This is a genomic window from Deinococcus sp. KSM4-11 (assembly GCF_004801415.1).
Classification (GTDB): Bacteria; Deinococcota; Deinococci; order Deinococcales; family Deinococcaceae; genus Deinococcus.
The window spans coordinates 600,269-621,071 of sequence record NZ_SSNX01000002.1; the positions used below are offsets into that span (position 1 = coordinate 600,269).

A 20,803-nucleotide genomic window follows, 5' to 3' on the forward strand; every position below is an offset into this window, starting at 1 on the left:
AGCGGTGGCCAGATCAGGTGAAGGGGTTGACCTTCAATCGATCTAGGGCGAGCGGAGCGAGTCGCCGCCACAGACAGCGGTTGGAGTGGAGCCCAGGGAGGTGCCCCCTGGGTGGAACGGAACACCGCTGTCACGCGCCGGTGCCGAGCGCCCACCAGAGCCGCGCCCACGCTTCCTGGCCCTCGTACAGGCGCGGAATGCGGAAGAATTCGTTCGGCGCGTGGATGTTCTCATCGCCCACCGCGAAGGAGAACAGCACCGAGTCCAGCCCCAGCACCGACTGGAAGGTCTCCAGGATGGGAATCGAGCCGCCCATTCCGACCTCCAGCGGTGCCTGGCCGTAGACGTCCTGGAGCACCTGACGCGCGGCCACGCGGGCGGGATGCCTGGCGGGCAGGGCATACGCGCTGGCGTGGTGGTCGCTGGGAAGGAAGTCCAGGCGGATGCCCGGCGGCGTGTGGGCCGTCAGGTGCTCCCGGAGGAGCTGGTTGACGCGCTCCGGTTCCTGACCCGGCACCAGCCGGCAGGTGAGTTTCACGTGGGCCTCGGCGGGCAGCACCGTCTTGCTGCCCTCGCCGGTATACCCGCCCCACAGGCCGTTCACTTCGACGGTCGGGCGGTGCCACTGGCGTTCCAGCGTGGAATACCCGGCCTCGCCGTACACGGCCGGTGCGCCCGTCTGCTCCAGGTAGGCCGCGTCCGAAAAGGGGAGAGTACCCAGGGCCGCGCGGTCATCGGCCCCGAGTTCCTGCACGCCGTCGTAGAAGCCGGGCACGCCCACCCGGCCGTGTGCGTCGTGCAGGCTGGCGACCAGCGCCGCCGCCGCGTGCAGCGGGTTGTGGACACTGCCGCCGTGCCGGCCGGAATGCAGGTCGTGCGCCGGGCCGTGCACCGTGAATTCCAGCGCCGTGATGCCCCGTCCACTGACGGTCAGCGAGGGGAAGTCCGCGCTCCACATGCCGCCGTCGGCGCTGATCACGAAGTCCGCGCTCAGTTCCGCCGCCCGCTGCGCCACCAGCGCGGGCAGGTGCGCGCTCCCGACCTCCTCTTCGCCCTCGAACAGGAACTTTACGTTCAGCGGCAGGCGGCCCGTGGCGTTCAGGAGGGCGTCGGCGGTCTGCACGGTCAGCAGCAGCGGTCCCTTGTCGTCGCTCACGCCCCGGCCGTACAGCCGGTCACCCACCACCGTCGGCGTGAAGGGCGGGGTGTGCCACAGCTCCAGCGGTTCCGGCGGCTGCACGTCGTAATGCCCGTACACCAGCACCGTCGGGGCGCCCGCGGCGCCCAGCCACTCGCCGTACACGGCGGGATGCCCGGTGGTCGGCCACAGCGTCACGCCCTGCAGGCCGGCACGCTCCAGGCGGCCAGCCAGCCACTGCGCGGCCCGCTGCATGTCCGGGGCATGCCCAGACTGCGCGCTGACACTCGGGATGCCGCCGAACTCGACCAGTTCCGCCAGCGACTCTTCCGCCCGCTCGCGCAGCAGGGCCAGCGTGCCCTCCAGGCCAGCGGGCAGCGGGGCCGCGCCGGGCCGCGCGTCCGGCCAGCGCGGTGGTGCCGTGCGGGTCACTTGCCGCCGTCCACGCTGAGCACCTGACCGCTGATCCAGCCGGCCTGCTTCGACGCGAAGAACAGCACCGCGCTGGCGATGTCGTCTGGAGTGCCCAGCCGCTTCAGGGCGATGTTCTGCACCAGTTTGCGCTGCCCTTCCTCGCCGTAACTCTCCCACTGGCGCTCGGTGGTGGGGTTGCTGCGCACGAAGCCCGGCGCGACGTTGTTCACGGTGATGCCCCATTCGCCCAGCTCATGCGCGAGCTGTCTCGTCAGGCCGATCTGCGCGGCCTTCGCACTGGCGTAGGCCTGGATGCCCGTCAGGCTGATGCCCAGGCCCGCGCCGCTGGAGATGTTCACGATCCGCCCGGACTGCTGGCGTTTCATGTGCGGCGCGGCGGCCTGCACGAAGTTGAAGGCGCCATCCACGTTCACGGCGAAGATGGTGCGCCAGTCGGTCTCGCTGATCTCCTCCAGCGGGCGGCCCACCTGGCCCAGCACGCCGCCCGCGTTGTTCACGAGGACGTCCACCCGACCGGTCGCCCCGGCCACCTCGGTCACGAAGGCCGCCACCGCCCCCCGATCCGTGACGTCCACCGCTCGGGTCTGAACCGTCAGGCCGTCGTGGGCGGCCAGCCGGGCCGTCTCGCCCAGCCCCTCGGTGTTCACATCGCACGCCCAGACGGCGGCGCCTTCCCACGCGAACGCCAGCGCGATGGCCCGTCCGAAGCCGTGCCCGGCGCCGGTCACGATCACTGTCTGCCCTTTGAATTCGATGTTCACGCGGTCACCTCCGGGATGGCGGCGCGCAGGGCCTGCATGTTCGGACCGTCCTCACCAGCGGGGTCCAGCGTGCGCCGCCCGTCCTCGATGTCATGGATGAGCTGCACCAGCAGGGCGCTCAGCGGGGTGGGCACGCCGTGCTCCTGCCCGAAGTGCACCACCCAGCCGACCTGCGCGTCCACCTCCGTGCGGCGCTTGCGCACCGACAGGTCCCGCCAGATGCCGCTGTGCGTCTTGGCGCTGCGGCGGTTGAAGGCGACCATGGCCTCCATGCTGGCCCGCGCCTGCACGTCGCTCGCGCCCGGCAGGAACGCCGCCGGGTCGAAGCCGTTGAAGCCCTCCGGAGTGACGCCGTGCGCCCGCGCGACCCGCATGACCTCACGGCCGAGTTCGATGTACATCTCCCGGTTGTCCGGCCGGGCCAGCGCGTCGGCGATCCCGTCGTCCGTCACGGCGGTCGCGAACAGCAGCGCACCGTACCCGAGCTTGCTCCACAGGTAGCCCATGATGTTCTGGCTGAGCACCGCCATCGGCTCGAACTGCCGCAGCAGCGCGTGTACCTTGCGGGCACGATCCGTCAGTTCGCCATCCTGCTCGCCCACCACGACGGCGCCGCGTCCCGCGTAGGTCACGACGCCCGGCCCCAGGTAATCCGCGCCGAAGTTCACGAAGGAGCCCAGCACGCGCCCGGCGCCGAAGATGTCGTTCAGGATCAGCGGGTTCAGGCCGTTCTGCACGGACACGACCACCCCGTCCTCCGTCACGTGCGGCGCGAGCGCCTCGCCCGCCGACCGGGTGTCCTGCGCCTTGGTGCACAGCAGCGCCAGCGGCCACTGCCCGGACAGGTCCTCCGGGGTGTAGGCCGGGGCCGGCACCGTGAAGTCACCGAACTGACCGGTGATCTGCAGTCCACCGGCACGGATGGCCTGGACGTGATCCTCGGCCACGTCCACGAAGGTCACGTCCACGCCCGCCTGGATCAGGTAGGCCCCGATGGTGCCGCCGATCGCGCCTGCGCCCCAGATCAGGACGCGTTGCTGATCGTCCTCGCCGGCCGCGCTCATTCCACCCACCCGCCGTCCAGCAGGTCACGGGTTTCCTGCACTGCCACGTCCCAGATGGCCTGCATGTCGGCGTCCGGCCGCTGGAAGCGGCCACCGTAATTGCCCTCGCCCAGGTAGTTGCGCAGCGCCTGGGGGGAGAGCAGCCGCAGCCGGTCGAGGTTGACGGCGGGCTTCTCGACGTCGGGCATGGTCACGCCGCCTAAGCGCGTCCACGGGAAGTTCTCCATCCACGAGGCATGGCTGGCGTTCGAGTCGGTCGCTTGCACCTGCGCCCACACGCGCGGCGCGTTCCACCAGTTGTGGAACTTGACCTGCGCGCCCGGATGGTCCGCCATCCACTCACCGGAGAGGCCCAGCGCCGGCGAGTTCCCGCCGTGGCCGTTCACGATCAGGATGCGCCGGAAGCCCTGCTCGTACAGGCCGTCCAGAATGTCGCGAACCACGCTCAGGTAGGTGTCCACGCGCAGGGTCACGCTGCCCGGATAGCCCCGGAAATACGGCGTGATGCCGTAGGGCAGCACCGGGAAGACCGGAATGTCCAGCGGTCCGGCGGCCTCATAGGCCAGTTTCGAGGGCAGGATGTTGTCCACCGCGAGGCTCAGGTAGGCGTGCTGCTCGGTGCTGCCCAGCGGCAGGACGCAGCGGTCGTCGTGCTGGAGGTACTGCTCGACCTGCATCCAGTTCATCTGTTCAATCGGGGTCATCAGGGCTCCTTGCGGCGGGCGTCCACGGCGGGAAGCACCAGCCCTTCCACGTCGCGCGGGTCGATCATGTGGCGGTATTCGAAGGCGGGCTTGCCGGGTACGAGGTCGCGCACCATCTCGGAGCCGGTGGCGTGGACGATCACGTCCGCGCCCTCCAGCACGGCTTGCAGGCCCGGCGAGTGGAGGTGCGTGGTCATGAGGTTCGAGACGTGCGGCGCGAATCTCTTCACGCCGCCCAGGAAGGTGGGCAGGAACTCCTCGAAGGTCGTGACGAGCGCCACCCGGGACAGCGGACTGACGGCGGCCAGCGCCGCGCGGGTCTCCTGACTGGGAATGAAGCCCACCGGGATGACGTCCACGCTGGCCAGCAGCGCCTGCGTGTCCGAAAGCCGGTGCGCGAGGGCCAGCACCACGTCGGCCGAGCGGGCGACGTCGAGGTTCTCGCCGAGCCTCAGCTCGCCCAGCGTGACGGCCTGCACGTGGTCTTCCGGGCGCAAGAAGGGCTGGAGGTCGGCGGCATAGGAGCGCGTGGCGTCCGCGAACAGGCCGACCAGGACGATGCTGACGCCCGTGGCCGGAGTCGCGCCGCCGCGTGCCAGCAGCACCTGCGTGACCTCGCCGATCTGGCGCAGCGTGAAGCCCTCGTGCTGCGCCTGGCGGATGCACTCGGACATCAGGTTCCGCAGCCGCGCGTGATCCGGCCCGGCTGGAACCCGCGGTGCGTCCGCCACGTACGTGCCCCGGCCGCGCGCCGTGACGATCAGGCCCGCCCCGAGCAGTTCCTTGTAGGTCTGGGCGACCGTCACGTGCGCCACCCCCAGCTCCTGCGACAGTTCCCGCACGCTGGGCAGCCGGGTGCCGCGCGGAATCTCTCCACACGCGATGCCGTACTCCAGCTGCCCGCGCAGCTGCGCGCCGACCGGCACGTCCAGGGACCGGTCGATGGTGAAAGGCCGGCTGAAGGCGGAGGTCACCGGGGCGGGTGAGGTCACGGCGTGCCCGTCCCCACGCCATCCGGCCGGACATCGTAGAGGTGACACGCGACCTGCGCGCCGCCCGGCTGGGACAGCAGGGCCGGACGTTCCTCCGCGCAGCGCCCGAAGGCCTGCGGGCAGCGCGTCCGGAAGGCGCAGCCGCTCGGGACGTTCAGCGGACTGGGCAGTTCCCCACTCAGGGCCGGCGCGGCGGTGCGGCTGCCCGGTTCCAGCGTGGGAGCGGCGGCCAGCAGCGCCTGCGTGTACGGGTGCAGGGGGGTCTGGAACATGGCCTGCGTATCGGCCACCTCGACCACCCGGCCCAGGTACATCACGGCCACGCGGTGCGAGAGGTGCCGCACCAGCCGCAGGTCGTGGGCGACGAACAGGACGGTCAGCTGCAATCGCTCCTGCAGTTCCAGCAGCAGGTTCACGACCTGCGCCTGCACCGACACGTCCAGCGCGGAGACCAGTTCGTCCGCGATCAGCACCTCCGGTTCCAGCGCCAGCGCCCGCGCGATCCCGATGCGCTGGCGCTGACCGCCGCTGAACTCATGCGGCAGCCGCCCGGCCGCTTCCGGCGGCAGGCCCACGAGGGCCAGCAGCTCTGCGATGCGCGGTTCCACCTGATCCGCCGGGCGCATGTGGTGCACGGTCAGCACCTCGCTCAGCACCTGAGCGACCGTCATGCGCGGGTTCAGGCTGGAGTACGGATCTTGGAAGATCATCTGCACCTTGCGGTTGTACGCGCGCAGCTCCGCTCCGTGCAGGGCCGTGACCTCCTGCGAACCGTACTGGACGCTGCCGGAGTCGGCGTCGTACAGGCGCACCAGCGTGCGGGCCAGGGTGGACTTCCCGCAGCCGCTCTCGCCGACGATGCCCAGCGTTTCGCCCCGGCGCACCTCCAGGTTCACGTCGGTCAGGGCCTGCACGACCCGGCGCGGCTGCCCCTGCCAGCGGGAGAGCAGGGACTGCGGCGCGGCGAAGGTCTTCGTGAGGCCGCGGATCATCAGCACCGGGCGCGCTGTGGTGGCGGCGGCGGTCGTCTCGGTGTGCAGGGCCGTCATGCGTCCACCTCCAGACGTTCATGCGGGGAGGGCAGCTCGGCGGCATGGACGCACGCGCTCGCCCGTTCCGGGGCAATCCCGATCAGCGGCGGTTCCGCGCCCCGGCACGCGTCGGTCACGAACGCGCAGCGTGGGGCGAACGCACAGCCGTCGGGCAGGTGACGCAGGTCTGGCGGGCCGCCGGGAATAGGAACCAGTGGCACGCGCTGCGCGCCGGCCCCCGGCAGGCTGCGCAGCAGGCCCAGCGTGTAAGCGTGCCGGGGCTGGGCGAACAGCGCCTGCACGGGCGCGGTCTCCATCAGGCGGCCACCGTACATCACGGCCACGCGGTCACACGTCTGCGCGACCACGCCCAAGTCGTGCGTGACCAGGATGATGCCCATGTGCAGTTCCTCGCGCAGCCGCAGCAGCAGCCGCAGGATCTGATCCTGGATGGTCACGTCCAGCGCCGTGGTGGGCTCGTCGGCCAGCAGCAGCTTCGGCTCAGACGCGAGCGCGATGGCGATCATGGCGCGCTGGCGCATGCCGCCGGAGAACTGGTGGGGGTAGTCGGCGAGCCGCGCGCGCGGGCTGGGAATGCCAGTCAGGTCGAGGAGTTCCGCGGCGCGCTCCTGCGCCGCCCGGCCCCGCAGGCCGCGGTGCGCGCTGAGGTTCTCCACGATCTGTTCACCCACGGTCAGCACCGGGTTCAGGGCGCTCATGGGTTCCTGGAAGATCATGCTGATCTGCGCGCCGCGCACCTGCCGCAGCCGCGCCTCGCTCGCGCTCAGCAGGTTCTCGCCGCCGTACATCACCTCGCCGGTCATGGCGATGGGCGGCCGGTGCAGGCCGGTCAGGGCGCGCAGCGTGACGCTCTTGCCGCTGCCCGACTCGCCGACCAGCCCCAGCACCTCGCCGGGATTCACGTCGAAGGACACGCCCCGCACGGCGTGCAGCGTGCCGCCCGGAGTGGGAATGCGGACGTTCAGGTCGCGCACCGAGAGCAGGGGAGACGGTGTGGATGCCAGGTGGCCGCTCATGAGCGGGGCCTCAGCGCGTCGGCCAGTCCGTCGCCGATCAGCGAGAAGGTCACGCCGGCCAGCGTCAGGGCCAATCCAGGGAAGGTGCTGATCCACCACGCGGTCGCCATGAAGTTCTTGCCGTCTGAGACCATCACGCCCCACTCCGGGGTGGGCGGCTGCGCGCCCAGCCCCAGGTAGCCCAGCGACGCACCGAGCAGGATGCCGAGGCTCATGTCGGTCATCAGGTACACGATGGCCGGCGTGACCGCGTTGGGCAGCAGGTGCCGCAGCAGGATGCGCGCCGGTGAGTACCCGAGCACCCGTCCAGCCTGCGCGTACTCGGCCTTCTTCTCGCTGATCACCTGGCCGCGCGTCAGGCGCCAGTACGACACCCACCCGACCGCGCTGACCGCGATGTACATGTTGGTCAGGCCTGGCCCCAGCACCGCCACGATGGCGATAACCAGCACCAGGAACGGGAAGACCACGACCAGATCCGCGATCCGCCCGACCAGCGCGTCGGCCCAGCGGCCCAGGTACCCGGTCAGCGCGCCCAGCAGCGTGCCGAAGATGAACGGGAAGAGGGTCGTGAACAGCGCGATCTGCAGGTCGATGCGGGTGCCGTGGATCACGCGGCTCAGCACGTCCCGACCGAAATTGTCCGTGCCGAAGAGGTGCCGCGCGCTGGGGCCCTGGAGGATGGCCTTGTAGTCGAAGTCGGTGGGGCTGTAGGGCGAGAGCGCTTTGGGGAACAGCGCCAGGGCCAGCAGCACGAGCAGCAGGGCCAGCCCGACCAGCAGGGTGGGTTTCGGCCACCGCCGGGTGCGGCTGGGCGTGGCGGTCGGCGCAGCAATGGTCGTCATGTCAGCTCCGCGCGCGGATCGAGGCGGGCGTGAACCAGGTCGGTCACCAGGAACACCAGCGACACCAGCACCGCGAAGGTCAGCGTCAGGCCCTGGATGACCGGATAGTCCCGGCCGAAGATGGCGTCCACCATCAGGCGGCCCACGCCGGGAATGGCGAACACCGTCTCGGTGATGACCGCTCCACCGATCAGCGCGCCGATGTTCAGGCCGAGCAGCGTGACGGTGGAGATCAGGGCGTTGCGCAGCACGTGCCGGGACAGGATCACGCGGGCGCTCATGCCCTTGGCGCGCGCGAACTCCACGTACTCGGCCGTGAGCACCTCGATCACGGCGCTTCTGAGGGTGCGTACCAGCACCGCCGCGAGGTTCAGGCCCAGCGTCAGGGCGGGGAGGAACAGGTGGTACAGGTGGTCGCCGAAGGTCTCGCCGTAGCCGCCGATGGGAAACCAGCCCAGGCGTGCGCCCAGCAGCGTCAGCAGTTGCAGCGCCACATAGAACACCGGCAGCGACAGGCCCACCTGGAACACCGCGCGGATCACGGCGTCCACCCAGGTGTTGCGGCGCACGGCCGCCAGCACCGCCAGCGGCACCGCCATCAGCACGCCCAGCAGGGCGGCGTACACCGTCAGGAACAGCGTGATCGGCAACCGGTCGGCGATCAGTCTCAGCACCGGCACCTTCAGGTTGATGCTCTCGCCCAGGTTGCCGTGCAACACCTGGTTCACGAACAGGCCAAACTGCACGATCAGGGGTTTGTCCAGGCCCAGTTCCCGGTTGGCGCGGGCGACGATGTCCGGCGTGGCCCGGTCGCCCAGCAGGGTGCTGACCGGATCACCGGGAATCAGGTGCACCAGCAGGAACACCAGCACCATCACGGCCAGGAAGAGCGGAATGATCTGGAGCAGCCGCCGGATCACATAACTGGAGTGCATGACACCTCCTTGCAGGTCATGGAATAGAGCGCGCGCCACGCCTTGACTCAGGGGCAACGTGGCGCGCGGGACGGGGGAAGCGTCGGCTGTTACTTCTCGATCGAGGTGCGTTCGAAGATGTTGTTGCCGAGCGGAATCTGGTTGAAGCCCTTGACGCTCTTGAGGAGGGCCACCGCATACGGGGTCTCGAACAGGTAGATGGTGGGCGAGGCGGCGGTGTACAGCGTCTGGATCTGCTTGTACAGCGCGGCGCGCTTGGTCTTGTCGGTTTCCTGCTGGCTCTGCACGAACAGCTTCTCGATGGTGGGATCGCTGAAGCCGGTGTGGGCGGCCTCGGTCTCACCCTTCACCGCGTAGTAGCCGGTGATCTCGCTCGGATCGGCGATGTCGTCGGTCCACGCGCCGGTGCGCATCTGGAAGTCGTTGGCGCGGTAGCGCGCGGTCTTGGTGGCGGCGTCGAGCTGCTCGATCTTGAGCCGCACGCCGACCGCGCCCCACATCTGCTGGAGGGCCGTCAGGAGCGCCTGGTCATCGGCGCTGCCCGAGGTCGCCATGCTGGTCACGTCGATGCCATTCGCGAAGCCGGCGGCCTTCAGCAGCGCCTTGGCCTTCTCGGGGTCATACGTGAAGCCCTTCTGGGACGCGTCGAACAGCGGCGTGCCGGACGACATGAACGACTTCATGGGCTTGCCGGTGCCGAAGGTCACCAGCTGGATCAGAGCGTTGCGATCCACGGCGTAGTTCAGCGCCTGCCGCACCCGCACGTCCGACAGGGGATTGTCGCTGCCGTCCTTGAGCTTGGGGCGATTGTTCATGATGATGTCGTTCACCTTGGTGGACGGGAACAGCACCATGTTGATCTTGGGGTCGGCCTTGAGTTCGGCCACGCGGCTGAGCGGGATGAACTCGGCGCCCTGGATCTCGCCCGCCTGGAGCTTGAGGATGCGGGTGCTGTCGTCCGGGATGATCTCGAAGCGCAGCGTATCCAGGTACGGCAGCGGCTTCTTGTCGTCGCCCAGCTTCCAGTAGTACGGGTTGCGCTTGAGCACCATGTACGAGCCGCGCTTCCACTCGCTCAGCACGAAGGGACCGGAGCCGATGGGCTTCTCGGCGAAGGCCTTGGCCTTGGCGGCGTCATTCGCGCCGGGCGCGGCGGCGAACAGCTTCTGGGGCATGATGCCCGTGTTGAAGGTCGCCAGCGCCGACGGCAGCGAGGGATCCGGGCGCTTGAGGCTCAGCGTGACGGTGTTGCCGCTCGCGGCGACGGAGTCGATGGAGCTGATCAGGCCGTTCCACGCGCCGTTGTCGGGGTTGCGGGCGCGGTCGAGGCTCCACTTCACGTCGGCCGCCGTGATCGGGCTGCCGTCCGCGAACTTGATGCCGCTGCGCAGCGTCAGGGTCATGGTCTTGCCGTCGGCCGAGACCGCGTAGCGGCTGGCCAGGCCCGGCTGCACGCGCTTGCCGTCGGCGGTGGGCTGGAGCAGCGTGTCGTAGAGGTTCGTCAGTATCCAGATGTCGAGGTTCGCGTCGTTCAGGACGGGGTCGAGGAACAGCGAGTCGGCGTAGCGGCCGAAGACCAGGGTGCCGCCGCGGGTGGCGGCGAGCGAGTGGGACACGGTGAGCGCGGCGGCGATGGCGAGCGTGGCACGTGACAGTCGGTTCATACCCCTACCTCCAGAACGCCTGCGTGAGCAGAACGTTCATAACACCTGACGGATTGTTATGGGGAACCATAACACTCGCCCCGCGATCTGGCAAGGCCAACGCAGCGCCGCTGGTGGATCCCGCAAATGCTGGCCAGCAGGGGCCTCCTGCGGCTCTAAGCTCACGAAGCAGACTCCACGGCCAGCCGCAACCGGAGTGGGGCCATGCGAAACCGCCCGGCCCTGTCCGGGAGGCCGGGCAGAACACCTCGGTTCGTTAGAGGTCGCCCAGCCGGACGACCCGCTCCTCGTGCCGAGACCTCTCGGCGGCGAAGACCATCAGGTGGCTTTCCAGCGTTTCCTGCGGACCGCTGAGGATCAGCGAGGGATCGCCTCGCCGCACCGCCGCGACGAACGCGGCCATGAGGCCGTCGTCCCCGCCACCGTGCCCGGAACGGATGCTGCCATCGGACGTCACGGCGGTGTCAATCTCCGTGATCTCACCACTCAGGAAGTCGAACACGCGGATGACCTGACTGTCGCCGTACACCTCGCCGCGCGTGCCGAAGATGCGCGTTTCACGCCCGCGCGCCCGCGTGAAGGCCGTCATGGTGAACGACGCCGTCACGCCGCCCCGGAACCCGAAGTTCACCACCTGATGATCCACCACGTCGTTGTCGCAGGCATACACGCACCGTCCGTACGGGCCGTGGGCCAGGGCGTCCAGCACACCCTCCCGCGTGAAGTCGGTCGTGACGACATTCAGCGGCCAGCCCGTCTCTCCAGCCTCCAGATGGCCCAGGTAAAAGCGGGTCGCCGAGTACGGGCAGGCCTGCTCGACCCCCGGCGGGCACGTCACGCAGCGGTCGGCGGCGCCGGGCGGCTGGTGCTCGCGCCGGAAGTGCTTCAGGCTCCCGACCGACGACACGCGCTCGCACGGCAGACCCACCACGTAGCGCAGCCAGTCGAGGTCGTGGCAGGACTTGGCGAGCAGCATGGGACTGCTCTGCGCTTCCTTGCGCCAGTGGCCGCGCACGAAGGAGTGCGCCTGGTGCCAGTACCCGACCGGTTCGAGGTGCTCCACCGACACGATCTCCCCGATGGTGCCGGCCTCCAGCACGGCCTTGAGCGCGCGGGTGTACGCGGTGTAGCGCAGCACGTGGCACACGCCCAGCAGGACGTCATGCTCCTGCGCGGCGGCCACGATGCGGCGGCAGCCGTCCTCGTCGGGGGCCATGGGTTTTTCCAGCAGCAGGTGGTAGCCCCGCAGGGCCGCTGCCTCGACGGGCGCGACATGGTCGGCATCCTGGGTGGCGATCACGGCCACGTCCGCGAACCTGGGGAGGGCCAGGGCGTCCCGCCAGTCGGTGAACACCACCCCTGGTGGCAGGCCGTACGCCTGCGCGAAGGCCGCGCGCCGCACCACGTCGGGTTCGGCCACACCCACCACCACGCACTCGTCCGGGTGTCGCCGCGCGTAGTCGGCGTATGTACCACCCCGGCTGCCCGCCCCGAGGATCAGGAGCCGGACAGGACGCTCCGGGTTCAAGCGCCCACGTCCTGCGGCGCGGCGTCCTGCAGGAACGCGGGCAGGTCGGCCCGCTCGGCCGCCACGAGCTCACGGAACACCGCGCGGATCTCGTCCAGCGAGCAGCGCGCGGCCGTCAACGGGTCGAGCAGGGGCGCCTGCACGGCCAGTTCCGGGTCACGGTGACGCACCGCATCGGCCAGCAGCGCCTTGTCGATGTCCTGGCGGGTCTCGTCCCAGGGGCCGTAGGTGATGGTGGTCGACGCGTGTGCCGCGCAGGACAGCAGCAGGAAGGTCAGGAGTGCAGCGGGTCGTTGCATGGTGGTCTCCTCGCAGTGGACGGGTCAGGCCAGGAGGGTCACGTGGGTGCTGGGCAGCAGCGAGCGGGCCACGGCCGCGTCGAAGCGCAGCGGGCCTCCCAGGTGGGCGTTCGCGCTGCCCGCTGCCACGGCCAGCCGCAGGGAGTCGGGGATGGACTGGCCCGCCTGCCGGGCGTACAGAAAAGCACCGAGCAGCGCGTCGCCGCTCCCCACCGGGTTGCGCACCTCGACCTGCGGGGCCTTGACTTCGCAGACCTCCTCACCGATGTACGCGGCCCCCTCGGCCCCGCGCGTGAGGAGCACGGGCACGCCGCGGCGGGCGTACAGGTCGCGGGCCGACGCGAGCGTGCCCTGCCCGGTGAGCGCCTCCAGCTCGTGCTCGTTCGGCTTGATCAGGTGCGCGCCCGCCTCCAGCGCGGCGTGCAGGCCGGGGCCGCTGGAATCCACCACGGCGCCGGGCAGCGCGCGCAGCATGTCCCGGAAGGCGTCCGGGGGCGTGCCGGGCGCGAGGCTGCCGCACACGGCCACCTGACCGTCCGGCAGCCGGGCCAGCAGGCGGGCGACGGCGTCCGGCTGATAGGCCGGGCCCATCTCGTTGATCTCGGTGGGATGCGTGCCGCCCGCCTCCAGCAGGATGTGGCACTCGCGGGTTTCGCCCACGACGTCCTCCAGCACACCATCCAGGCCCTCGTCAGCCAGCAGCGCGCGGAAGCGTGCGCCGCCGAAGCCGCCCACCACCCCGGCCACGCAGGTTTCGCCCCCGAAGGCCCGCACGATCCGCGCGAGGTTGGGGCCCTTGCCACCTGCTGCCACGTGAACCTCTGGCACGCGGTGCAACCGGCCAGGAACGAGTGGCCGGTCGAGCCACAGCGTCCGGTCGAGGCTGAGGTTCGGGGTCAGGGCCACGATCAAGCGCGCCCCGCTCCGCCCAGCAGGGCGATGTATGCCTCCGCGCGGGCCTGCATGGCCCGGCGCCCGGCCCCCAGGTACGCTCGGGGGTCGGTGTCGCCCCCCCCCAGGGCCGTCCGCACGGCCCCCGTGAAGGCCAGCGTGAGGTCCGTGGCGAGGTTCACCTTGGCAATCCCCTGCCGGGCCGCCTGCGCCAGCTGCGCCTCGGGCACCGAACTCGCGCCGTGGAGCACCAGCGGCAGGGGCGTGGCCTGCGCGAGGGCGTCCAGCCGGGCGAAGTCCAGCTGGGCGTCTTTCTGCTCGTGCTTGTGGGCGCTGCCGAGATCCACGGCCAGCAGGTCGCAGTGCGACTCCTGCGCGAAGTGCCCCAGCCGCGCCGGACAGTGCCGCTCCCCACGCCGCTCGCCTTTCTCGACCACCTCGTACTCGGCCTCCAGGTACCCGCCGCCGGCGTGGGCCAGGGCGGCCAGTGGGCGCAGCAGCGCCGGGTCGTCGCCCTCCAGCATCACGCCCTCGAAGCCCGAGCGCAGGGCCTGCACGGCGATCTCGGGCGTCTCGGCATGGTCGAAATGCAGGATCACTGGCACGCCCGCGTCGGCCTTCAGGCTCAGGCCCAGCGCGGCCAGAGGTGCCAGGCCCCCGTGCCGCGCCGCGTTCTGCGAGAACTGCAGGATGACCGGCGCCCGCTGCGCCTCGGCGGCCTGCACGACGGCCTGGGCCGTATCCAGGTTCACGGCGTTGAAGGCCGCGATGGCGTACCCGTCGGCCCGCGCGGCGCGCAGCACCTCCAGACCGCTGCGGCGGGCCTGCCGCAAGGCCACGCTCACGCGAGCGTCACCACCTTGGTCAGCCAGCGCGGAGCGGTCGTATCCAGCCCCTTGGCCTGCGCCACGCATTCGCCCAGCACCTGAAGCGCTGGAAGCACCGTGACCGCGCGGTTCATGGCGGTGCCCTGCACGTCCAGCGTCAGATCGGCGCCGACGCCAAAGCCGATCACGCGCGCGCCCTTGGCGCGCAGTTCGTCCACCAGCCGCGCGTCCTCGGTGGCGCTGTCCGGGTGCGCGAGCATCACGACCACCGTGCGCTCGTCCACCAGGCTGACCGGGCCGTGGCGGTACTCCATCGGGTGGTACGCCTGCGTGTAGGTCAGGCTCATTTCCTGCAGTTTCAGCGCACCCTCCTGGGCGACGCCGTACAGTTCGCCTGCGCCGAGGAACACGAAGTGCGACCGGCCCGCGATCACGTCCCCGCAGGTCGAGTGCATCTGCCGGAGCAGGGCCTCGGCCGCGCTGATCTCCGGGTCGCCGTAGGGTAGTCCGGCCAGTCTCAGGCCGGTGAGCATCATCAGGCTGGCCGAGGACGTCATCACGATGCCCTCCTCCGGATGCGTCTGCGTGTACAGCACAGTGTCCGCGTGGCGGGTCAGGGCGCTGCCCGCCTCGCAGGTCAGGGCCGTGACGTGCAGGCCCAGTTCCTGGCTGCGGCGTGCGGCCTCGACGGTCTCGGTGGACTCGCCGCTGCGCGAGAACGCGATCACGCGTGGGTGCGTGCCCGCCGGAAGATAGGCGTCCGGGCGGCCAAGCCACTCGCTGCCCGGCACGGCCAGCGCGTGAACGCCCGCCACGTTCAGCGCGGCGGCCACGCTCTGGGCCAGGTAATACGAGGTACCACAGCCCAGCAGGACATGGGGCTCTCCACTGTGCAGGGCTCCAGGCACGGCGGCCTGGTGCCAGTAGTGGAATTGTTCGGTGATGCTGCGGAGGGTCGGGTTCATGAGGGCTCCTGGAGCTGGGGGGCGGTGACGGAGTGCAGAGGAGTGCCGGGCACCGGAAGGGGTCGGGACGTCGGTTCCAGGGCGGTGGCCAGCACCGACAGCGTGTGGGCTGGATCGTGCCCAGCCAGCACGGCCGCGCGGTACAGCGGTCCCCCGAGCGGCGGGAGCACCGGGGAACGGGGCGTGTTCCGAGTTGCCTGGCCAGCGCGTCCAGTAGGGTGCGGCTGCCCAGCACACTCCCGGCGTGGCTCCAGGGCAGTTCCGGCATACCCAGGTGCGCCCGGACGGCGTGGACGTGCTTCGCGAGTTCGTCGGCCGCGCCGTCCAGCACGCTGAGGGCGGTGGGCTGGCCGTTCGCCGCCATGACGTCCACGCGGCGCGCCAGGGCCGCCACGCCGGAACGGACGTGCGGCAGGGCGGCGTACCAGTCGAGCAGCCGTGCCTGCGTGACCTCACCGTTTAAGAGCGGGGCCAGCAATCCGTGTGAGAAAGCCGTGTCCGGGTGGCGGCCGTCCAGGCCCTGGGTGGCCAGGCCGAGTGCGGTGCGGCCAATCCAGTACGCGCTGCCCTCGTCCCCGAAGCCGTCGCCCCAGCCGCCCGCCCGGACATGTCGTGTCCCGTCGCTGGCCCAGGCCATCGAGCCGGTGCCCGCGAGCAGCAGGGCACCGACGCCGCCCGGAAACGCGCCGTGGAAGGCAGCCTGTACGTCATTCATCAGGGTGTGGGGCACGGGAATCAGGGCGCGGCAGACCTCGTCCTGTTGCGCCGTCACGGTGGGCGATTCGCCGTAGCCGGGCAGGCCCAGCGTGGCGGCCGCCAGCGGCCCCGGCGCGGGGTGCGCCGCCAGGAAGGCGGCCAGTCCGTCGGCCCACCCGGGCCGGTCGAAGGGATTGATCCCCGGCGCGTAGTACGGCCCGGACACCTGACCGCCCGGCCCCAGGTACGCCAGCGCAGTCTTGCTGCCGCCGCCGTCCAGGCCCAGCACCCAGGTGTCCGTCATGGTCACTTGCTCTGCTTGAGGAGGTCGGCCATGCCGGCAGACGCCTGCGAGATCGCGTCGGGCAGCTTGGCATTGCCGGTCCACGCGAGGTTCAACTTCTGGTTCAGCACCGTCAGGACTTCCGGCAGGCTCTTGAGCGAGCGCAGATCCGCGTTGATGACCACCGAGTTCGGCAACTGCGCGAACACCGTCTGCGCGTTCCGGCCGGGCAGCGCCGCGAGGTATTGGCTCTTGTACTGTTCGGCCAGCGTGGGCAGCAGGCCGCGCTGGGCCAACATCCGCTGCGCCTGCGTGGAGGTGTTCATCCAGGTGACGAACTTCTGCGCGGCCGCCTGGTTCTTGCTGGCCTTGGGAATCACCAGCGCGTGCGCGCTCACCACCGGCCGGGGCTGCTTGCCGTCCACGCTGGGGAAGGGCGCGAAGGCCCAGTCCAGATCCTTGTTCTGATCCCAGGTGGACACCATCCAGCTGCCCTGCACCAGGATGCCCATCTGCCCCGCCAGGAACATCTGGTACCCCTGCTGTGTGGCGGCCTGCGGGCCAGGCGCGACCTTGTCCTTGTAGATCAGATCCAGCAGCATCTGCGAGGTCTTCTGGAAGGTCGCGTCGAGGTTCGGGGCGTAGGTGTCGCCGGTCTTCTTGATCAGGCCCTGGCCGCCCGCGCCGTAGTAGAAGCTCATGCCGTACTCCAGGTCGGACTGCAGGTCGGCGCCGTTGATGCCGTAGATCTGCTTGCCGTCTTTCATGAACGTCAGTTTCTTCGCGGCGTCGAGCATCTGCGCGTACGTCCACGAGGTCGTGGGCACCGGGACACCCCGCTCCTTGAACAGCGCGCGGTTGATGTACACCGTGACCGGCTGGGGCCCGAGCGGCACGCCGTAGAGCTGCCCGCCCACGCGGTACGGATTCGCGCGCACCGTGGGCAGCGTAGAGGATGTCTTGGCGTCTAACGTGATGGGCGCCAGCGCCCCCTGCGACTGGTAGAAGGGGAAGTTGTCGAGGTTCATCCACATCACGTCGAAGCCGGAACCCCCGGCGGTCATGGCGGCGGCCTTTTGCCAGTACACGCCCCACGGCACCAGGTTGTACTTCACGACCACGTCCGACTGGGACTTGTTGTACGCGGCGATCAGGGCCTCGTCGGCGGTCTGGCGGGTGCCGTCCCACGTGGCGTAGTCGATGGTAGTGGCGGCGGTGGCGGTCGAGACGGCGGTGGCGGACAGGGCGGCGAGCAGGAGCAGGGTCTTGGTCATGGCATGGCCTCCAGGGGGGGGGAGAGGGCGGATGAACACGCGGATCAGCCTTTGAGGCCGCTGGTGATGGCGGCGTCCGTGAGGTAGCGCTGAACGAAGAGGTACGCGATGACGGTCGGCAGGGTGGACAGGGTGGCCCCAGCCATCAGCACCGGGATATTCACGGAGTACTGGTTTTGCAGGCTCAGCAGGCCCACCGGCAGCAGCATCTTCTCGCTGCTCTGCAGGACGATCAGCGGCCAGATGAAGGACTGCCAGTTGCCCAGGAACGAGAACAGCCACGCGGCGGCAATCGCGCCCTTTGCGGCGGGCAGCGCCACGTGTCGCAGGGCCGTGAACCACGAGCCGCCGTCGATCAGCACACTTTCCTCCAGCGACCTCGGCAGCGAGCGGAAGAACTGGAACAGCAGGAAGACGGTGAACCCGCTGGCGATCGAGGGCACGATCAGCGCGGTGAATGAGTCGTACCAGCCGAGCGCACGGATCAGCAGGAACACTGGGATGATCGTCACCTGCCACGGGATCATCAGCGAGAGCAGGTGGGAACCGAACCACAGCCCCCGCCCCGGAAAACGCAGCCGCGCGAAGGCGTAGGCGGCGGGCGCGGCCGAGACGATGTTCAGCGTGGCGATCACGACGCTCGTCCAGAAGGAATTGAAGAACATCCGCGCGAAGGGCAGCGTGTGGAACAGCTGCGTGAAATTGGCGACGCTCCACTTCGCGGGAAGCCACACGGGCGGCCAGGTGTACGCCTCGGCGGGCGTCTTGAAGGACGTCAGGATCATCCACGCGAAGGGCAGCAGGATCGCCAGCGCGCCCAGCGTCAGGAAGGCGACCAGGGCTGCCTGCGACCCCTGCGTGCGGGCGCGGATGGTCGCGTCGCGCCGGTCTGCCGCTCCTGCCGCGCTGCGTACCACTTCAGACCTGGTCATAGTTCACCCAGCGGTTCTGCGTGCGCCACTGCACGACCATCAGGGCGATCAGGATCACCGACAGCAGCCAGGCCAGCGCGGACGCGTAGCCCATCTTGAAGAACGTGAACGCCGTCTTGTAGATATACAGCGCGACCGTGGTGCTGCTGTCGCCCGGCCCGCCGTTCGACAGCACCAGCACCGCCTCGAACACCTGCAAGGCCCCGATCAGGCTCAGCACCAGCACCAGGAATACCGTGGGGCTGACCATCGGCAGCGTGATGAACCGGAAGGCCTCCCAGGGACGTGCGCCGTCGAGCTGCGCGGCCTCGTAGAGGTCTTTGGGCACGCTGGCCAGGGAGGCCAGGAACAGGATGATGCCCTGCCCGGAACCCTGCCACACGCTGAACACCGCCACCGCTGGCAGCACCCACTGGGGCGACCCCAACCAGTTCGGTCCATGCACACCCAGCCACCCCAGGATCAGGTTCACCACGCCCTGCGGCGCGAGCAGCACCTGCCACAGCAGCGCCACGGCCACGCCGATCGTGACCATCGGCAGGTAGTACACCGTGCGGAACACCGCCCTCAGCCACCCGGCCCGCAGGTTGTTGATCCACACGGCCAGCGTCATCGAGATGGCCACGCCAGTCGGTACGGCCAGCAGCACGTAAATCAGGGTGTGCGACAGGGCGGATGTGGCCCGCGAATCCTGCAGCGCGGTGGCGTAGTTCTGCAGGCCGACAAAGTTCGGTCGGCTCAGGCCGCCCCAGTCCGTCAGCGAGATCCCCAGCGACGCCACGATCGGCAGCACCGCGAACACCACGATCCCCAGCGTGCTCGGCAGGATCAGCAGCAGCGCCAGCAGCGTTTCCTGGCGGCGCATCGGCGAGACGCGGGCCCATTTCAGCGCAGGGGTCAGGATGGGGGGAGAAGCTTGCATGTCACCTCCTTCGGACTCAGGTGGAAGCCGGGGTCGCGCGTTACGGGTTGACCTCGAGGAGCTCGTCGAGGTTGATGGTGGAGACGAAGGGAATGAAGTGGTACGACCGGGCGCGCTGGTAATCGCGGGTGATCACGTCCGGCTGGGTGGTCTGCGCGTAGTCGAGGGCCAGCACGACCAGTCCGCGCTTGCTGAGCTTGTCCACGAAGCTGGGATCCCCGTCCACATTGCCGTAGGTTTTCTTGCCGAAGTCGTAGGCGCTGGAGAAATTCTCGAACATCACGGCGTCGATGCTGGGCGCGGTGGCGTTCAGCAGGGCGAAGCCCCGGTTCTGCACCAGCACGGCGTCCGGGTACGTGGCGCGCAGATTCTCCACGATCTTCACCAGGCCCGGTCCGCTCTGCGGGTACAGGTCGGCCGTGTCGAGCGTGTCGAGGAACACCCCGTCGAAGCCGCGTTTCATCAGTGCGGCGGCCTGTTCGGCGACGATCGCCTGCCATCCGGGCTGCGCCGCGTCGATGAACTTCGAGCCCCAGTTCTTGTTCTCGCCAAGGATCCACTCGGGCTTCACGCGGCTGGCGTAGGGACTGTTCTTGTCGAGTTCGCCAATGGTCAGGTACGAGACGACGCGCGTGCCGTTGTCGTGCAGCGCCCGGATCTGCGCGTCGGTCACGGTATACGGCTGCACGATCGCGAGGTCGTAGTTCTTCAGGTTCTCGACGTCGGCGGCCTTCTTGCCGTAGTACACGGAGTACGATCCGATGTCCGACACGCGGCTGGTCAGGGGCGCTCCGGCGGGCGACTTCCCGAGCGCCGTGCTGATCGTCTGCGCGAGCGGAGCGGCGTCGCCTGCCTGCTCGACGAAGGCCACGTAGCCGTAGTTGTTCGGCGAGTTGAAGTCCCCGCCGATCGGCCACAGGGGGAACTCGGCGGCCTTCTGGTGTTCGCGCCCGACTTTCAGCGCCCAGACGTCGCCGGCCTTCGCGCCAGGGAGGGTGGCGCTGTTCAGAGGAAAGGCGAGTTCCAGCACCCAGCGGCCCTCCTCGATGCGTCCGGCACTCTTGTACTCGGTGGTGGCGGTGTACGCCTTGAAGCGGGTGCCGGCGGGGTTGATGGCAAAGTGCAGATCGGCGGGCGCCTTGGCGTACGGATTCGTCCGCATGAACAGCTCCAGCACGTCGTCGTTCCACCACTCGCCCGCATCCTGCCCGAGCTTGGCGAGCACGGTGTCTTTGGGCTGATCGAACACGCCCAGCACGTACAGGTTCTGGTCATCCCAGGCCACCGAGTAATACCCGCTGTTCTTCACCGGCACGCTTGGCACCCCGTTACTCTGGATGACCCGGTACAGCGGGAGTCCGTCCCACTGCTTCAGGTCGCCGCCGATCGTGATGGTCTTGTGGACGGCCTGCGCGACGCTGGTGGCGGGCACGGAATCCGGGGAGGTCGTCTGGGCCGACGCCAGCGAGGCTGTCAGGACGCTGAGGGTGAACAGGGACACTTGACGCTTCATGAAATCCTCCCGAGTGGCACGATGGTCGCGGCCACGTTGAGCTCGGCGAGCCGCGTGCGCCACGCGG

Annotated in this window: 20 protein-coding genes and 1 pseudogene; all 21 read right to left on the bottom strand. The window is 69.5% G+C overall.

The features are described 5' to 3' along the window. Positions 1–130: 130 nt before the first annotated feature. Positions 131–1,570, bottom strand: a complete 1,440-nt coding sequence (locus E7T09_RS09755) for a dipeptidase (RefSeq protein WP_240741718.1) — start codon at positions 1,568–1,570, stop codon at positions 131–133. Beyond that, complete coding sequence (locus E7T09_RS09760) at positions 1,567–2,334, bottom strand: SDR family NAD(P)-dependent oxidoreductase (protein WP_136388964.1); 768 nt, start codon at positions 2,332–2,334, stop codon at positions 1,567–1,569. Before E7T09_RS09760 ends, E7T09_RS09755 begins: the two co-directional genes overlap by 4 nt. Further along, positions 2,331–3,398 carry a ketopantoate reductase family protein gene (locus E7T09_RS09765; protein WP_136388965.1) on the bottom strand — a complete coding sequence of 356 codons (1,068 nt, stop codon included), beginning with the start codon at positions 3,396–3,398 and terminating at the stop codon, positions 2,331–2,333. The genes E7T09_RS09760 and E7T09_RS09765 overlap by 4 nt, the downstream gene beginning before the upstream one ends. Then, positions 3,395–4,102, bottom strand: coding sequence for a creatininase family protein (locus E7T09_RS09770; protein WP_240741719.1), 708 nt, complete (start codon positions 4,100–4,102; stop codon positions 3,395–3,397). The genes E7T09_RS09765 and E7T09_RS09770 overlap by 4 nt, the downstream gene beginning before the upstream one ends. After that, a complete protein-coding gene (locus E7T09_RS09775; RefSeq protein ID WP_240741720.1) occupies positions 4,102–5,094 on the bottom strand; it encodes a GntR family transcriptional regulator in 993 nt (330 codons plus the stop codon). Before E7T09_RS09775 ends, E7T09_RS09770 begins: the two co-directional genes overlap by 1 nt. After that, positions 5,091–6,143, bottom strand: coding sequence for an ABC transporter ATP-binding protein (locus E7T09_RS09780; RefSeq protein ID WP_136388966.1), 1,053 nt, complete (start codon positions 6,141–6,143; stop codon positions 5,091–5,093). The genes E7T09_RS09775 and E7T09_RS09780 overlap by 4 nt, the downstream gene beginning before the upstream one ends. Continuing rightward, a complete protein-coding gene (locus E7T09_RS09785; RefSeq protein WP_136388967.1) occupies positions 6,140–7,162 on the bottom strand; it encodes an ABC transporter ATP-binding protein in 1,023 nt (340 codons plus the stop codon). The genes E7T09_RS09780 and E7T09_RS09785 overlap by 4 nt, the downstream gene beginning before the upstream one ends. After that, positions 7,159–8,007 (bottom strand): ABC transporter permease, encoded by an 849-nt coding sequence (locus E7T09_RS09790; protein WP_136388968.1) that lies wholly within the window; start codon positions 8,005–8,007, stop codon positions 7,159–7,161. Before E7T09_RS09790 ends, E7T09_RS09785 begins: the two co-directional genes overlap by 4 nt. Next, complete coding sequence (locus E7T09_RS09795) at positions 8,004–8,942, bottom strand: ABC transporter permease (protein WP_136388969.1); 939 nt, start codon at positions 8,940–8,942, stop codon at positions 8,004–8,006. Before E7T09_RS09795 ends, E7T09_RS09790 begins: the two co-directional genes overlap by 4 nt. 89 nt (positions 8,943–9,031) lie before the next feature. Further along, positions 9,032–10,606, bottom strand: coding sequence for an ABC transporter substrate-binding protein (locus E7T09_RS09800; RefSeq protein ID WP_136388970.1), 1,575 nt, complete (start codon positions 10,604–10,606; stop codon positions 9,032–9,034). Between the two features lie 256 nt (positions 10,607–10,862). Continuing rightward, a complete protein-coding gene (locus E7T09_RS09805) occupies positions 10,863–12,134 on the bottom strand; it encodes a Gfo/Idh/MocA family protein (RefSeq protein ID WP_205746976.1) in 1,272 nt (423 codons plus the stop codon). Next, entirely contained in the window at positions 12,131–12,433 is a 303-nt protein-coding gene (locus E7T09_RS09810; RefSeq protein WP_136388971.1) for a hypothetical protein, read from the bottom strand. The genes E7T09_RS09805 and E7T09_RS09810 overlap by 4 nt, the downstream gene beginning before the upstream one ends. 24 nt (positions 12,434–12,457) lie before the next feature. Continuing rightward, positions 12,458–13,339, bottom strand: a complete 882-nt coding sequence (locus tag E7T09_RS09815; RefSeq protein ID WP_240741727.1) for a 1-phosphofructokinase family hexose kinase — start codon at positions 13,337–13,339, stop codon at positions 12,458–12,460. A gap of 2 nt (positions 13,340–13,341) precedes the next feature. Next, positions 13,342–14,169, bottom strand: a complete 828-nt coding sequence (locus E7T09_RS09820) for a class II fructose-bisphosphate aldolase (RefSeq protein WP_240741721.1) — start codon at positions 14,167–14,169, stop codon at positions 13,342–13,344. Beyond that, positions 14,166–15,116, bottom strand: a complete 951-nt coding sequence (locus E7T09_RS09825) for an SIS domain-containing protein (protein WP_136388973.1) — start codon at positions 15,114–15,116, stop codon at positions 14,166–14,168. The genes E7T09_RS09820 and E7T09_RS09825 overlap by 4 nt, the downstream gene beginning before the upstream one ends. After that, positions 15,113–15,286 (bottom strand): hypothetical protein, encoded by a 174-nt coding sequence (locus E7T09_RS21875; protein WP_168734786.1) that lies wholly within the window; start codon positions 15,284–15,286, stop codon positions 15,113–15,115. Before E7T09_RS21875 ends, E7T09_RS09825 begins: the two co-directional genes overlap by 4 nt. Before the next feature lie 89 nt (positions 15,287–15,375). Beyond that, a pseudogene (locus E7T09_RS22575) lies at positions 15,376–16,116 on the bottom strand (BadF/BadG/BcrA/BcrD ATPase family protein); the annotation flags it as partial. Positions 16,117–16,118: 2 nt separating this feature from the next. Continuing rightward, a complete protein-coding gene (locus tag E7T09_RS09835) occupies positions 16,119–17,369 on the bottom strand; it encodes a sugar ABC transporter substrate-binding protein (protein ID WP_136388974.1) in 1,251 nt (416 codons plus the stop codon). Between the two features lie 44 nt (positions 17,370–17,413). Then, a complete protein-coding gene (locus E7T09_RS09840) occupies positions 17,414–18,301 on the bottom strand; it encodes a carbohydrate ABC transporter permease (RefSeq protein WP_136388975.1) in 888 nt (295 codons plus the stop codon). Next, entirely contained in the window at positions 18,288–19,223 is a 936-nt protein-coding gene (locus E7T09_RS09845; RefSeq protein ID WP_136388976.1) for a carbohydrate ABC transporter permease, read from the bottom strand. Before E7T09_RS09845 ends, E7T09_RS09840 begins: the two co-directional genes overlap by 14 nt. 40 nt (positions 19,224–19,263) lie before the next feature. After that, a complete protein-coding gene (locus E7T09_RS09850; protein WP_136388977.1) occupies positions 19,264–20,736 on the bottom strand; it encodes an endo alpha-1,4 polygalactosaminidase in 1,473 nt (490 codons plus the stop codon). Positions 20,737–20,803: the final 67 nt, after the last annotated feature.